Source organism: Pseudomonas sp. SZ57, from assembly GCF_009495975.1.
Taxonomy (GTDB): Bacteria; Pseudomonadota; Gammaproteobacteria; order Pseudomonadales; family Pseudomonadaceae; genus Aquipseudomonas; species Aquipseudomonas syringae.
Genome location: NZ_WIBD01000002.1, coordinates 87,764 through 102,178, shown reverse-complemented (window position 1 = coordinate 102,178; position 14,415 = coordinate 87,764). Strand labels below are relative to the sequence as shown.

The following is a 14,415-nucleotide window of genomic DNA, read 5'->3' as shown; positions in this document are numbered from 1 at the left end:
GCCAAGATGCAGGCAGCCCTGAATGATTCGGAAGGAAGCCTACCGATGGAACGTCTTACTGCAAAAGACTTTGCGCCTGAACTGCTTGAGCTTTATGACTACTACGCACACGGCAGGATCAACCGGCGCGAGTTTCTCGATCGTGCAGCGCTGTTCACCTTTGGCGGCCTCACCGCCAGCGCGCTGCTTGCCTCGTTGAGCCCCAACTACGCGCTGGCCGAACAGGTGGAATTTACCGACCCGGACATTATTGCCGAGTATGTTTCCTACCCTTCGCCCAAGGGGCATGGTCAGGTTCGCGGCTATCTGGTACGTCCGGCCAAAGCAGCCGGGAAAGTACCGGCAGTGGTTGTCGCACATGAGAATCGCGGCTTGAACCCGTACATCGAAGACGTGGCGCGCCGCGTTGCCAAAGCCGGTTTCATTGCGCTGGCGCCTGACGGGCTGTCCTCGGTCGGCGGCTATCCGGGCAACGATGACAAGGGTCGTGAACTGCAGCAGACGGTCAATCCGGAAAAGCTCATGAACGACTTCTTTGCCGCCATCGAGTGGCTGATGAAGCATGACGCAACCACCGGCAAGGTCGGCATCACCGGTTTCTGCTATGGGGGCGGTGTGGCCAATGCCGCGGCGGTCGCGTATCCGGAGCTGGGCGCTGCGGTGTCCTTCTACGGGCGTCAACCCAATGCCGAAGACGTGGTGAAGATCAAGGCGCCGGTGATGATTCACTACGGCGAACTGGATACTCGTATCAACGAAGGCTGGCCAGCCTATGAAAAAGCCTTGAAAGCGGCGGGCAAGACGTACGAAACGTACATTTATCCGGGCGCCAATCACGGTTTCCACAACGACTCCACGCCACGTTACGACGAAGCAGCGGCCAAACTGGCCTGGGACCGTACATTGGGGTGGTTCAACAAGTACCTGGTTTAAGTTCTGATTGAGCGGCGCGGCACAGACCTGTGACGCGCAGCGTCACGCAAGGCATTCCCACGCTGGAAAATACCACTATCGTGCGACGCTCCGCGTCGTCATGCCGTTCTGGACGCTCCGCGTCCTCTCTATAGCGCCCTCACCCGCTCCAGCAGTACTTGCAAGGGATGCTTCACCACTTTGCCATCCTGACGTTTGACCTGGCTGCGGCATGAGTAGCCATCGGCGACCAGTCGACCTTCAGCGCCATGCCTGGCCACCAGCGGCTGCCAGGACTGACGGTAAATGGTGTCGCTGGTTTTCGCGTTTCGGGTTTCATGCCCATAGGTGCCGGACATGCCGCAGCAACCGCTGGCCAGCACCTCCAGCTTGAGCCCTGCGCGGGCGAAGGCCTTCTGCCAGAGACCAATACTGGCGGGCTCGTTGGTCTTTTCAGTGCAATGCGGCAGGAAGTAGTAGGTCTCTGCCGACGCAGCATCACGACCTTCCTCGACCGTGGGCGCCAGCCACTCCTGCGGCAGCATGACCTCGGGTACATTCTCGCTGCCCAGCGTCTTGCTGTACTCCTGGCGATAAACCAGGGTCATGGCCGGGTCCAGACCGATCAGCGGGATGCCGTACCCGGCCAGCTTGCCCAGCGACTGACTGTTGAAACCGGCAGCTTTCTCGAACGCCTGCAGAAAACCCTGCACCTGCAGCGGCTTGCCATTGGGCGCAAACGGTGCGAGGTAGACCTGATAACCGAGGCGCGAAATCAGCTCCAGCCAGTCTGCCGCCAGCGGGGTTTCGAAATATCGGGTGAATGCATCCTGAACCAGCACCACCGTGCGCTTGCGCTCCTGCTCGCTCAACGCGGCCAGACGCTGCGGCGTGGCGATGCCCACATTCCAGCGAGCGCAGGCCGCACGGAAGTCGGTCAGGCTCAATAACGGGCTGTCGACCATACCGGCTACATGCTCAAGCAGGTAACGCACCGGCCTTGCGCCCATGATCGCGTTGTACAGCTTCGGAAAGCGCGCCAGGTGCGGAATGCTGAACTCCAGCGAGCCAATCAGGTAATCCTTGATCGGGCGCAGGTAGCGGCTGTGGTACAGCTCGAGAAAGCGCGAACGGAATTCGGGCACGTTGACCTTCACCGGGCACTGTCCCGCGCACGACTTGCAGGCCAGGCAACCGGCCATGGCGTCGTAGACTTCGTGGGAGAAATCCTTCTGCCCCGCCACCCTGGCGACGCTGTTGACGGTTCGCTCGGCAAGGCTTTTCAGCACATTGGCACTGCGCGCCCTGGCGCTGGCGGTGAGCACGTTGACGTCCTGCTCGCCTTGCAGGCGCAGCCATTCCCTGACCAGCGAAGCGCGGCCCTTGGGTGAGTGAATGCGGTCACGGGTGGCTTTCCACGACGGGCACATGGCGTCGTCGGTGTCATAGTTGTAACAGGCACCATTGCCATTGCAGTGCAATGCGCTGTCGTAGCTTTGCCAGACGCGTTCATCGATCGTGCGATCCAGGTCGCCGCGCAACGTCACTTCATCCACCAGCGTCAGGCGCGCTTGCGGCACTGTGGCAGGCGTGGCGATCTTGCCGGGGTTAAGCTGGTTGAACGGGTCGCAGGCGGCCTTGAGGGCCTGCAACGCGGGATACAACTCGCCGAAATATTCAGGCACGTATTGCGAACGCAGGCCCTTGCCATGCTCGCCCCAGAGCAGCCCGCCATAGCGTTTTGTCAGCGCGGCGACGGCGTCGGAGATTGGCCGAATCAGCGCCGCCTGCACGGGGTCCTTCATGTCCAGAATCGGCCGCACGTGCAGCACGCCGGCATCCACATGGCCAAACATGCCGTATTGCAGCCCGTAGCTGTCCAGCAGCGCACGGAACTCCTGAATGTAATCGGCGAGATTTTCCGGGGGCACGGCAGTGTCTTCGACAAACGGCTGCGGCCTGGCTTCACCCCTGACGTTGCCGAGCAGCCCCACCGAGCGCTTGCGCATGGCGTAGATGCGGTTCACTGGTGCGCTGCCAACCGCCAGCGTGTGGCCGAGGCGCAGCACCGACCTGTCGGTCTGCAAGTGCGCAACGAACGCATGAACGCGCTGTTCCACCTCACTCAACTCATCGCCGCTGAACTCGATCAGGTTGATGCCCAGCGTCGGCGTTGCAGGGTCCTGGGGGAAATACTCGGCCACGCCATGCCAGACGATATCCTGCATGGCCAGCATCAGCACCTTGGAGTCTACGGTCTCGATGGACAGCGGCTTGTGCGCCATCAAGGCCTTGGCGTCCCGCAGGGCGTCCATGAAACCGGCATAGCGAACGTTGACCAGAATCGAATGTTTGGGGATCGGCAGGACGTTGAGTCGGGCCTCGACGATAAACCCCAGTGAGCCTTCAGAACCGCAGAGTACGCTGTTGAGGTTGAAACGCCCGTCTTCCTCGCGCAGGTGCGCCAGATCGTAGCCCGTCAGACAGCGGTTCAGCGGAGGAAAGACATCCTTGATCAATTTGGCCTGCGTATCGGCAATCTGCTGCGCGCAACGATAAACGTCGCCCGCGCGGTCGACACGTGCCTGTTCGCTGGCCAGCTGCCCGGCAGCCAATGCATGGCTGTTGACGTACGAACCGCCCAGCAACACCGTGGAGAGCTCAAGGACGTGATCACGGGTCTTGCCGTAGGTGCAACTGCCCTGCCCGCTGGCATCGGTGTTGATCATGCCGCCAATCGTGGCGCGGTTGGAGGTCGACAGTTCCGGTGCGAAAAACAGCCCGTGCGGCTTGAGCGCGGCATTGAGCTGATCCTTGACCACACCGGTCTGCACGCGCACCCAGCGTTCCTCGACGTTGATCTCGAGAATAGCGTTCATGTGCCGCGACAGGTCGACCACCACGCCGTCGGTCAGCGACTGCCCGTTGGTCCCGGTGCCGCCGCCACGCGGGGTCAACACCACCTGTTGGTGCTCGGGCCGCGCCGCCAGCCGGGCGACGATTGCGACGTCATGACTGTCCATCGGGAACACGGCAGCCTGTGGCAGGCGCTGGTAGATGGAGTTGTCAGTGGCCAGCACTGTGCGCGAACCGTGGTCACGGGCTATTTCGCCACGAAAGCCGGCCTCCGCCAGGGCATTGAGGAAACGGTCATAGTGACCGACCTGCTCGGAAGTAGGTTTCAACAGCGCAATCATGGTGGTCTTCCTCGCTAGGCGTTTTATATGCAAAGCACGTATGCTTCGAAACGCTCGAATGCATGGCGTTATCAACGGTTAGCGTGATTCTCCGGTGTGTCATGCTTCAGTGCAAACGTAAAACCTGCCGTTTTTCCATGAGTTTTATGAATGAACACCCGAAGACTGACGCCCTCCATGTCGCTGCTGCTCGCCTTCGAGGCCGCCGCCCGGCATGGCAGCTTCACCAAGGCCGCAGACGAACTGGCCCTGACCCAGAGCGCCGTCAGCCGGCAGGTGCAGGCGCTGGAGGCGCAACTGGAAGTTGAACTGTTCAAGCGCGATGGCAGACGCATCGAGCTGACCACCGCAGGCGCGCTGTATCAGCATGAGCTGGCCGCCGCGCTGGGCCGCATCCGCAGTGCAACCCTGCAAACAATCGCGCACAAGGCCGAAGGCGGCACACTGCATTTGGCCGTGCTGCCGACCTTCGGCTCGAAGTGGCTGCTGCCACGGATGAATGACTTTTACACCCGGCATCCGGGCTACGTGGTGCATATCCATTCGCGCATCGTGCATGCCGACCTGACGCCCGCCGCCAGCGAAATGAACGCGATCATCTGTGCCGGCAACGGCAACTGGCCCGGTTACATCGCTCATCCGCTGGTCAGTGAAAAACTGGTGGTCATTGCCAGCCCGGCAGCCCTTGCCGGCTACCAGTCGATGACCCCGGCGCAGGTGGCCCAGCATGCGTTGCTGAGCGTGGTGTCGCGGCCCAATGCCTGGTCGGACTGGTTCGACAGTAATCGGCTGGACCACCACATCATGCGCCCCGGTCCGAGCTTCGAACTGACTTCGCACCTGATCCAGGCCGTCGCCGCCGGCATTGGTATCGCGCTGGTGCCGCGCATTCTGGTGCAGGACGAAATCCACAGTGGCGAACTGGTCACCCTGTTCGAGCCTCTGGACAGCGGACGCAATTATTACCTGGCTTACGCCACGCGTTTTCAGAACCTGCCATCGCTGTGTGTGTTCAGGGACTGGCTGCTGTCGACGCCGTTTCCCGACCCTTTGTAAAAGCTGCCCGCAACAGGAGCCACTGTGCGTATCGAGCCCCTTCCGCCGCTGCAGAACCTGATCGCTTTCGAAGCTGCCGTCCGGCATGGCAGTTTCACCCGTGCCGCCACCGAACTGAACCTGACCCAGAGCGCGATCAGCCGTCAGGTCGCGCAACTGGAGGAATTCCTCGGCCGCGCGCTGTTTCGTCGCGAGCACAAGCGCATTCACCTGACGGTCGCCGGGCAGATTTACGCCGAGCAGATCCAGCGCGTACTGACCCTGTGCGCCGAGGCCACCGCTCAGGTGATCACTCACAGCGGTGATCAGCAACTGACGCTGGCATGCTCCAGTGGCGTGGCGGCCTTGTGGCTGGGCCCTTTGCTGGGACGTTATCGCGACGCCTTCCCGGCCGTGGATATCCGCCTGCGCGTGGTCGACGGACTGGATTCGCTGATTCGCGCCGAATTCGATCTGGCGCTGTATTTTCTGCGCGAAGTCTCGCCGGCGGGTCTCGACAGCCGTCTGCTGTTCGCCGAATCGGTCAACGCCTACTGCTCACCCGATTATCTGGGCGGGCGCCTGCTGGAGCCCGCGCAACTGCTGGATCATTGCCTGCTGATGCTCGAAGACGGCCAGCGTCAATGGTTGTCGTGGGGTGACTGGTTCGGCCGCCAGGGTGTCGATGCCTCGCTGATCCGCAAGCGCATGACCGTGAACCTGTATCCGGTGCTGGTCGATCTGGCGGTCGCCGGGCATGGCATCGTGCTCGGCTGGCAGCCGATGACCGACCGCCACGTGCAGTCCGGCGCGCTGGTGCCCGCCTGCCGCAAAAGCGTCGGCGCGGTAGGCGGCTATTACCTGCTGACACCCAGCGGCAAGACGCCTCGACGTGCCGCACGCGCCTTCGAGAAATGGCTGGCAGATGAAATAGCCACAGTGGCTCCACCGCTGTGAAACCTGCATGCGTTTGGCGCATGCAAATCTGCGTAATAAGCGTTTTCTTAAAATCGGCCCAGCGCCTACTCTCGACTGAAACGGGCAAAAAGACCTGACTCAGCCGCACTCGTACCGACCCTGCCCCTCAATCAATGCAGCCGATGCAGGGGGCTTCCCTGCGTGTATCGCATGCAGGAGCTTATCCAGTGAGCACATTACAATCCTCTGCTTCACGCACCCATGAACAAAAGGCGCGCCGCGCGGTGGTCGCCACTGTCATTGGCAATGGCCTTGAATGGTTCGACTTCACGGTCTACAGCTTCTTCTCGGTGATCATCGCCAAAGTGTTCTTCCCCACCGGCAGCGAACTGACGTCTTACCTGCTGGCGCTGGCGACCTTCGGGGTGGGCTTCTTCATGCGTCCGGTGGGCGGCATTGTGCTGGGCATCTACAGCGACAAGCGCGGGCGCAAAGCGGCATTGTCGCTGACCATCCTGCTGATGGCGCTGGGTACACTGATCATCGGGCTGACCCCCAGCTTTGCGCAGATCGGCTATCTGGCACCGCTGCTGATTGTCCTGGCGCGCCTGCTGCAAGGCTTCTCTGCCGGTGGCGAGATGGGCAGCGCCACGGCGTTTCTCACCGAGCATGCGCCGGAGGGCAAAAAAGCCTTCTATTCCAGCTGGATTCAGGCCAGCATCGGCGTCGCGGTGCTACTGGGTTCCGCGCTGGGCGCGGTGCTGTCCAGTTACCTGACCCAGGCACAGCTCGAAAGCTGGGGCTGGAGGGTGCCGTTTCTGATCGGCACGCTGATCGGGCCGGTCGGCTTCTATATCCGCAGCCGGGTTGACGAGACACCTGCCTACAAGGCTGCAAAACCGGTCGAATCGCCGCTGCGCGAAGTGATCAAGACCTACCCGCGACAGACCCTGATCAGCTTTTCGCTGGTCGTGCTGTGGACCGTCTGCACCTATGCCATCCTGTTTTACATCCCCTCCTACGCCCAGCGCGTGCTCGGCCTGCCGTCATGGATGGGCTTCAGCGCCGGCATGATGGGCGGCGCGGTACTGATCGTCGCCACGCCGATTGTCGGTGCCCTGGCCGATCGCAGCGGGCATCGCCCCTGGCTGCTGGGCTCGGCCATTGCCATCTTCCTCAGCGCCTACCCGATGTTTCTGTTCATCAACCAGATGCCGGGGCTGTTTTCACTGTTGATCTTCGAGCTGGTGCTCGGCCTGCTGATTTCCGCTTACATCGGCTCGATCCTCGCAGCCTTCGGTGAATTGCTGCCAACCCACGTGCTGTCCACCGGGCTTTCGGTGGCCTACAACTTCGCCGTCACGATCTTCGGCGGGTTTGCCACCTTCACCATCACCTGGCTGATTGCCTCGACCGGCAGCAACCTGGCGCCGGCCTTCTACATAATGTTCGCCGCCGTCGTCAGCGGTATTGGCGCACTGCTTTATCGCGACCGTGCGCCCGCGGCCCACCAACCCTTGTCTGGAGCTTACCAATGAGTACCACTGAAGCCACACACCTGATCCTGCGCAACGGCCGCCTGCTGGACGTGCAACAAGGACAACTGATTTCGGGCCAGGAGGTCGTGATCGAGGGTGAGCGCATTGTCGCGGTGCGTGCCGAAGGTGAACCGGCCCCGGCGGGCGCTCAGGTCATCGATCTGGGTGGCAGAACACTGATGCCCGGCCTGATCGACTGCCACGTGCATGTTCTGGCTTCCAACGCCAACCTGGGCATGAACGCCCTGCAACCCAACGCAATCATCATGTACCGCGCCTTGCCGATTCTGGCGGCGATGCTCGACCGTGGTTTTACCACCGTGCGCGATGCCGGGGGCGCTGACTGGGCTTTGGCCCGCTCGATTCAGATGGGGCTGATTCCCGGCCCGCGCATCTTCGCATCGGGCAAGGCACTGTCACAGACCGGCGGCCATGGCGACATGCGCGCACGCGGCGAACTGCTGCTCAACGAGCCCTGCTCCTGCTGCTTCCGCGCCGGGGCCATCGCCCGCGTGGTGGATGGCGTCGACAACGTGCGCCTGGCGGTGCGCGAAGAGCTGCAGCAAGGCGCCAACCAGATCAAGATCATGGCCTCGGGCGGTGTGTCCTCGCCAACCGACCCGATTGCCAACACCCAATACAGCGAAGCTGAAATCCGCGCCATCGTCGATGAGGCCGCCGCTGCCAACACCTACGTCATGGCCCACGCCTACACCGCTCGGGCGATTCGCCGTGCCATCGAATGCGGTGTCAGAACCATCGAACATGGCAATCTGGTCGATGCCGACACCGCGCGGCTCATGGCTGAAAAAGGCGCATTTGCGGTGCCCACCCAGGTCACTTACGAAATGCTCGCCGAATATGGCGAACGCTTTGGGCTGCCGGCTGACTCGGTCGCCAAGATCGAGGATGTGCGCCAGGCCGGGCGTAATGCCCTGTTACTGTTCGCCGAAGCGGGCGTACCGATGGGCTATGGCTCGGATTTGCTGGGGGAAATGCACGAGTACCAGACTCATGAATTGAAGATTCGTGCCGAACTGCTGGGTAATCTGGCAGCGCTGCGCAGTGCCACAAGTGTGGCGGCGCAGATCCTTCAGCGTGAAGGCGAACTGGGCTGCATCGCCGCCGGTGCGATAGCCGATCTGCTGGTGGTGGATGGCGACCCGCTGAGCGATATCAGTTGCCTGGTCGGTCAGGGCGAGCACCTGGCAATGATTGTCCAGGGCGGTCATGTGCGCAAGAACACCTTGGTCTGACGCCTGGTCAGTGCGTGTCGTCAGTGCGCGTTGTGGTCCCAGATCCAGCTCCACACACCGGGCAAGCTGACAGGCTCGCCCGCCGCCTTGACCGTCCTGGCCAGTGCCGCGCGCTGCAACTGCGCGCTGTCGTCATAGAACGGCTTGTCGGCAAGCCGCACGCCGGTTTGCCCGGCACTGTCGACCAGAATCTGCAGGTACTCCCGCGCATGCCGCGCGGTGTAGCGGTTCAGGTCATGGAAGGTCACCACCACCGGAATCACGCCATCCACCGCAGGCAGCTCGCCGGCGGCAATGCGCTCGCGCACCTGCGAGAGCTGGCTGACCATGTTGGAACGGCGGCGCAGGCTGAAGTTATAGCCCCAGATCTTGCCGTCATTGGCACTCAGGTCAGTGAGCAGTACCTGCAGATGGTGGCGCTGATAGGCGCTGAAGGTGCGTTTGTCGTAATTCCAGAACGGCGGACGCAGCAAGGTGGTCGGCACGCCGGTGATCGAGGCAATGATCGCGCAGCCTTGGGTCAGGGATTGCTCAAGCTCCTCATCGCTCAGCGAACGGTGGTTGGTGTGGTGCGGCGTGGCGGTGTGAAAGCCCAGCAGGTGGCCTTCTTCATGTTGACGATGCATGATCGCCCGGCCCTGATCACTGTTACCCGCACCGGTTGCGCCGGTCTGCACGAAGAACACCGCCTTGATGCCCGGCTGCAGCGGATTGTCGGCCAGGCTGTCGAGCACGGTGATGCTGGGGTTGTAGAACGTCGAGGCGCTCGGGCCATCGTCGAAGGTCAGCAGAAAGCGCACCGGTGGCTGTTGCTGCAGCTGCGCGGCGGTTTTCGCGGTCAGCGGGATCGGCGCGCTGATGCAGGCCGACAGGCTTGCAGCGATGGCCAGTACGCAAAAAGCCTTGAGCACGAACTTAATCACGGTAGGGAATCCTGTGGCCGGTCTGCTGAAGCGCGAGCATGATCATCCACAGGCGCGGCAAACACAATCACTGCCGCCCGAAGTTTGTCGGCACCGAAACAACTCATGCGATTGAAGTCGGCATGGCTTACCGGCATATGCTGGCAGTCGATGGCTTGCCGATGCAGGCTGTGATCGATATCGGGATCGTGCAGGTAGACGAAATCGCTGTCGCAATCGGTGACCATCACCCAGTGCGGTGCCTTGGAACGGGTCAGGCGGTAACTGCTGATCAGCACCAGCGGCTTGCCGCCATCGGCCAGCAGACCTGGCAGGTTCAGCGAGCGATTGGGCAGTGTCTGCACTCCGGCGGTTTGCAGCGCCTCACAGAACTGCTCGTGAACCAGGCGAATCACCTGTTTCTTGTTGTCACTGCGCACGCCGCCCAGAAACAGTGGGCCCGAGACCGACACCAGCAGCTTCACCGCAAAGCCCCGTTGAAGAGCCGCCAGCGCAAGCCCCTGAGGGCTGCAACCGCCGTGGCCGGAGGTCATGAACACCGTGGTCGCCTCACGCCAGATCTGCAATTCTTCGCCACGGCCCATCGAGCGCGCAGGTTGCAGGGCTTTCATGGCCATCAACAGACAGGCCGGGCCACAGGTGAACTCCAGGGTCTGCTGGTAGTAAGGCACTGAGCGACTGTCCAGCCGGGCGTGTTCAACGATGCGTTTCTCGTAGCGCAAGGCCGGGGCATGGTCCTGGTAATAGTCGTCGACCTGGGCGAAACGCCGATAACCGCTGCGCTCGTAAAGCGCGATGGCCGCGCCGTTATCGGGGCGCACCTCAAGGCGCAGGTAAGCACAGTCGCGGCCCACGGCCTGCTGTTCGGCACGTTGCAACAACTGTCTGCCCAGCCCCTTGCCCCGCGCTGCATCGGCAATCGCCAGCGAATACAAGCGCCCCAATGAGGTGCCGCGATGAAACAGCACCAGCGCATAGCCGGTGAGTTGCCCGGCCTGCTCGGCGACGATCAGGCTGGCATTGGCGCGGCGGATCATCCAGTGAAAGCTGCGCGCAGTCAGACGGTCGCCGTCAAAACACTGGTTCTCCAGAAGCAGCAAGTCGTCGACATCGGTTTCAACTGCATCTCGAAATATAAAGTCCATCTGCACCGCCGTAAAAGTTGTGTAACGAAACGGGACATTTCAAAAAGCACATGCTTAATAGAAAGGACTTGTTTCCCATCGGATCGATTACACATGTCAGCGGCACAGGTGAAGATGAACGAAGTATCTGCGCAACTTGCGCTTTCAGCAACAACCCGACGTGCAGACCCCACAACACTCTTTGCAGCGCAGAGGCAACTGGTGATTATTGTCGAACGGCTCGAAGACTGGGCATCGTACTTTCCCAGCGAAGATTTGATCAGCGCCCAGGACTACCTGGAAAAACCGCTGAAAGCCACGGCAGGCAGGCGTGTGCAAGTCATCAACCTGTGCCGCAGCTACAAATACCTGGGCCACGGTTATTACTGTTCCCTGCTGGCCGAAGCGCGTCAGCACAATGTCATTCCCTCGGTAAAGACCATCAGCGAGTTGACCCGCAAGTCACTCTACGGCCTGGCCCTCGATGACCTGGACAAGTTGCTGGAGACCGCACTTGAGGATCATCCGTATGACGACACCGAAGGGTTTACCCTGACACTGTACTTCGGCCAGACCACACTTGAGCCGTTGAAGGATCTTGCCCGTCAGTTGTTTGAAGTCTTCCCCTGCCCGATCCTGATGGTGGAGTTTCGCAAGCGCGACAATTGGCATATTGCGGGTATCAAGGCCGGCGCTCTGCCGCGTCTGCGCGAGGATCAGCAGGATGAGTTCGCCTCGGCGCTGGAAGGCTTCAGCCGCAATGTCTGGCGCCAGCCCAGTTCGCGGCGCATGGCCCGCTACGACCTGGCGATTCTGCATGATCCGCAGGAACAGCTGCCGCCGTCCAACCCTGAGGCGCTGGCCAATTTCATCCGCGTCGGTCAGCGCCTGGGCATTGATGTCGAGCTGATTGAAAAGAAAGACTACGCCCGGCTGGCCGAGTACGACGCGCTGCTGATTCGCGAAACCACCAGCGTCGACAACCACACCTATCGCTTTGCCAAGAAGGCCGAAAGCGAGGGGCTGGTGGTCATGGATGACTCCACCTCGATCCTGCGTTGCACCAACAAGGTGTACCTGACCGACCTGCTCAAAAGCCATGATCTGGGCATGCCGCGAACGGAAATTCTCTACAAGGACCGCCCGGAAGAACTGCAGCACGTGGCCACACGCCTGGGCTTCCCGCTGGTATTGAAGATCCCCGATGGCTGCTTTTCCAGAGGTGTGATCAAGGTCAGCACGCCCGAGGAAATGCACACGGCAACGACCCAGTTGTTCGAGCACTCGGTATTGCTGCTGGCCCAGGAGTTTTTCTACACCGAGTACGACTGGCGCATCGGCATTCTCAATCGCAAACCGATATTCGCCTGCCAGTACTTCATGTCCAAGGGGCATTGGCAGATCTACAACCACAAGGCGATCGGTGCCGAAGTGATTGGCGAATGCCGCACGCTGGCGGTGCACGAAGCGCCGCGCGCCGTGGTCGAACTGGCGCTCAAGACCGCCAACCTGATTGGTGACGGCTTGTATGGCGTGGACTTGAAACAGTCAGGCGATCAAGTGGTGGTGATCGAGGTAAACGACAACCCGAACCTGGATGCCGGCATCGAAGACGCTTATCTGCAGGATGATCTGTACAGCCTGGTGCTGGAAGAGTTCGTCCGCCGTCTGGAGCTCAAGCGCCTCGGTCAGGCATGGTGAAACGATGATTCAGGGCCTGAAACTCGACAACAACCAGTTGCTGGCATGTGATCCGCAAAAGGCTCAGGTGCTGTGGTTCAGCAAACCGGATGCCGGGGAACGCAGATTGTTGCTGGAGCGATTTCACCTTGATGAGCATGCCGTTGCCTCGGCACTCGACCCGGACGAAATTTCGCGCATCGAGTTTCACCCTGATGCGTTGTTCGTCATCTGGAAACGTCCCGAGAACTATTCGGGCAAGGACAGCTTCTCGTTCGACGTTTCGTCCTTTGGCGTGCTGCTGAGCCGGGACCAGCTGGTGCTGATCTGTGATGACGAGCAACCCTTGAGCGCGCTGGGGGCTCACCGCCCGTTGAACCAGCCGCTGGATATCCTTCTGGAGCTGCTGTTCAACAACATTCATCACTACCTGGGGCACTTGAAAGTCATCAAGATGGTCGCCCGTGAATTGCAGCAGAAATTCAACTCTTCACTGGAAAACCGCCATCTGCTACAGATGTTCAACCTCAGCGAAAGTCTGGTGTATTACATCAACGCCATCCACAGCAACGGTGCGGTCCTGACGCGTCTGCGCAATCATGCGCAAGGCAGGCAATACGCCGCCGACAGCCTGGCGCTGATCGACGACATGATCATCGAGAACGACCAGTGCTACAAACAGGCGGAGATCTATTCCACGGTGTTCGCCGGCCTGATGGATGCGCGCGGCAATCTGGTCAATAACAGCACCAACACTCTGCTGCGCAAACTGACTTTGATCAATGTGGTGTTTCTGCCGTTGAACCTGATTGCCGGGATCGGCGGCATGTCGGAATTCAGCATGATGACCGCCCCGCTGCACTGGTGGGTGTCTTACCCGGCACTGCTGCTGGCCATGCTCGGGATGGGGGCGGTGATGGTCTGGGGACTGCGCAGAATGGCGCGCGCAGCCTGAGCGGTTATTGCTCCCACTCGGCCCTGGCGATCTGCAGACCATGCAGGCCGTTATAGGCCGCGCGCTCGGGGGACTGCCAGCCGTCCAGGAGCGACGCGTCGAGGTCATAGATCTCGACGCCCAGCGGCCGGCAGACGCTCAACGGGTCCTGCGCATCAGGCCCCCACATCGGCAGTGACAGGTCGCCACCCGGACAGGTCGACAAGGCACACAGCAGGTCGATTTCCGCGAAAAACTCCAGATAGTCGCCCTTCTGCGCCGGGCAGGCTTTCATGAAATACAGGTCGTCATGGTTCAGGCCGGTGCACTGGAAGATGTTCAGCACATCGTGCACATCGAACTCGGTCAGCCCGTGCGGCAGCACTGCGCGAGTCAGGTTGGAATGGCAGTGATGGTGAAAGTCTTCGCCGGTCAGCATCTTGTTGACGTAGGGATCGCAACGCGTGCCGAGCAGGTCATGCAGGCGGCCGCCGTGCTCGTCGGTTCCGTAACTGGCCAGACTGTCATCGGTGATGGTTACCATTGGCCGCAAAAACGGCAGGTTCGACCACAGCCGATCGTGGGTGGTGACATGCGCGCCCTGCAACTGCCGCGTGCGCGCAGCCCACAGTCGCTCGCGGGGGTCGTTGGCGTTCCAGACATTGAAATCGCCGACTTGCGGGCCCACCGGTGTGGTGACACGAAACACCTGACCGGCCTTGACCTTCCAGGCCCGCCCGGTACGAATCGGTACTTCGAACTGTTCGACGAGGGTGCGTTGCTGCGCATTCGTGCGGATGCGCTCATAAAAGGCAGTGTCGACTTGCAGCGCCGCGCCTTTGCTGACCTGGTAAGCGGCTGGATAGTCTTTGTACATACTGGGCTTCTCGGTGGCAGG

Annotated in this window: 11 protein-coding genes; 7 read left to right on the top strand and 4 right to left on the bottom strand. The window is 61.1% G+C overall.

What is annotated here, in order from left to right; genetic code table 11:
• Positions 1–45 precede the first annotated feature (45 nt).
• Positions 46–933, top strand: coding sequence for a YghX family hydrolase (gene yghX, locus GE543_RS00685; RefSeq protein WP_003416575.1), 888 nt, complete (start codon positions 46–48; stop codon positions 931–933).
• Between the two features lie 128 nt (positions 934–1,061).
• Here yghX and GE543_RS00675 read toward each other — a convergent pair whose 3' ends face one another.
• Positions 1,062–4,109, bottom strand: coding sequence for an FAD-binding and (Fe-S)-binding domain-containing protein (locus GE543_RS00675; protein ID WP_153220167.1), 3,048 nt, complete (start codon positions 4,107–4,109; stop codon positions 1,062–1,064).
• 150 nt (positions 4,110–4,259) lie between these two features.
• Here GE543_RS00675 and GE543_RS00670 point away from each other — a divergent pair, with 150 nt between their 5' ends.
• From GE543_RS00670 to GE543_RS00655, 4 genes are all read left to right on the top strand, one after another.
• The gene (locus GE543_RS00670; RefSeq protein ID WP_003395531.1) at positions 4,260–5,165 is read left to right on the top strand and encodes a LysR substrate-binding domain-containing protein; all 906 of its coding nucleotides are present in this window, start codon (positions 4,260–4,262) and stop codon (positions 5,163–5,165) included.
• 24 nt (positions 5,166–5,189) lie between these two features.
• The gene (locus GE543_RS00665; RefSeq protein ID WP_371927058.1) at positions 5,190–6,101 is read left to right on the top strand and encodes a LysR substrate-binding domain-containing protein; all 912 of its coding nucleotides are present in this window, start codon (positions 5,190–5,192) and stop codon (positions 6,099–6,101) included.
• A 188-nt stretch (positions 6,102–6,289) separates the two neighbouring features.
• Positions 6,290–7,600: an MFS transporter gene (locus GE543_RS00660; protein WP_371927056.1), complete on the top strand. Its 1,311-nt coding sequence runs from the start codon at positions 6,290–6,292 to the stop codon at positions 7,598–7,600.
• Positions 7,597–8,856: an amidohydrolase family protein gene (locus GE543_RS00655; RefSeq protein WP_016568113.1), complete on the top strand. Its 1,260-nt coding sequence runs from the start codon at positions 7,597–7,599 to the stop codon at positions 8,854–8,856. The genes GE543_RS00660 and GE543_RS00655 overlap by 4 nt, the downstream gene beginning before the upstream one ends.
• A gap of 20 nt (positions 8,857–8,876) precedes the next feature.
• Here the strand turns inward: GE543_RS00655 and GE543_RS00650 are convergent, their stop codons facing one another.
• Together GE543_RS00650 and GE543_RS00645 are read right to left on the bottom strand one after the other, a co-directional pair.
• Positions 8,877–9,779, bottom strand: coding sequence for a polysaccharide deacetylase family protein (locus GE543_RS00650; protein ID WP_249721076.1), 903 nt, complete (start codon positions 9,777–9,779; stop codon positions 8,877–8,879).
• Positions 9,776–10,924, bottom strand: a complete 1,149-nt coding sequence (locus GE543_RS00645; protein WP_153220161.1) for a GNAT family N-acetyltransferase/peptidase C39 family protein — start codon at positions 10,922–10,924, stop codon at positions 9,776–9,778. The genes GE543_RS00650 and GE543_RS00645 overlap by 4 nt, the downstream gene beginning before the upstream one ends.
• A 93-nt stretch (positions 10,925–11,017) precedes the next feature.
• Here GE543_RS00645 and GE543_RS00640 point away from each other — a divergent pair, with 93 nt between their 5' ends.
• Together GE543_RS00640 and GE543_RS00635 are read left to right on the top strand one after the other, a co-directional pair.
• On the top strand, positions 11,018–12,604 hold the full coding sequence (locus GE543_RS00640; protein WP_024648386.1) for a RimK family protein: 1,587 nt from the start codon (positions 11,018–11,020) through the stop codon (positions 12,602–12,604).
• A 4-nt stretch (positions 12,605–12,608) separates the two neighbouring features.
• Complete coding sequence (locus tag GE543_RS00635) at positions 12,609–13,538, top strand: magnesium transporter CorA family protein (protein ID WP_003317664.1); 930 nt, start codon at positions 12,609–12,611, stop codon at positions 13,536–13,538.
• A 4-nt stretch (positions 13,539–13,542) separates the two neighbouring features.
• Here GE543_RS00635 and GE543_RS00630 read toward each other — a convergent pair whose 3' ends face one another.
• On the bottom strand, positions 13,543–14,394 hold the full coding sequence (locus tag GE543_RS00630; RefSeq protein ID WP_153220159.1) for a DUF1989 domain-containing protein: 852 nt from the start codon (positions 14,392–14,394) through the stop codon (positions 13,543–13,545).
• Positions 14,395–14,415: the final 21 nt, after the last annotated feature.

Excerpts from the sequence above, each read along its gene's own strand:
- yghX (WP_003416575.1), top strand. The coding sequence starts at position 46 with ATGGAACGTCTTACTGCAAAAGACTTTGCGCCTGAACTGCTTGAGCTT.
- GE543_RS00675 (WP_153220167.1), bottom strand. The coding sequence starts at position 4,109 with ATGATTGCGCTGTTGAAACCTACTTCCGAGCAGGTCGGTCACTATGAC.
- GE543_RS00670 (WP_003395531.1), top strand. The coding sequence starts at position 4,260 with ATGAACACCCGAAGACTGACGCCCTCCATGTCGCTGCTGCTCGCCTTC.
- GE543_RS00655 (WP_016568113.1), top strand. The coding sequence starts at position 7,597 with ATGAGTACCACTGAAGCCACACACCTGATCCTGCGCAACGGCCGCCTG.
- GE543_RS00645 (WP_153220161.1), bottom strand. The coding sequence starts at position 10,924 with ATGGACTTTATATTTCGAGATGCAGTTGAAACCGATGTCGACGACTTG.
- GE543_RS00640 (WP_024648386.1), top strand. The coding sequence starts at position 11,018 with ATGTCAGCGGCACAGGTGAAGATGAACGAAGTATCTGCGCAACTTGCG.
- GE543_RS00635 (WP_003317664.1), top strand. The coding sequence starts at position 12,609 with ATGATTCAGGGCCTGAAACTCGACAACAACCAGTTGCTGGCATGTGAT.
- GE543_RS00630 (WP_153220159.1), bottom strand. The coding sequence starts at position 14,394 with ATGTACAAAGACTATCCAGCCGCTTACCAGGTCAGCAAAGGCGCGGCG.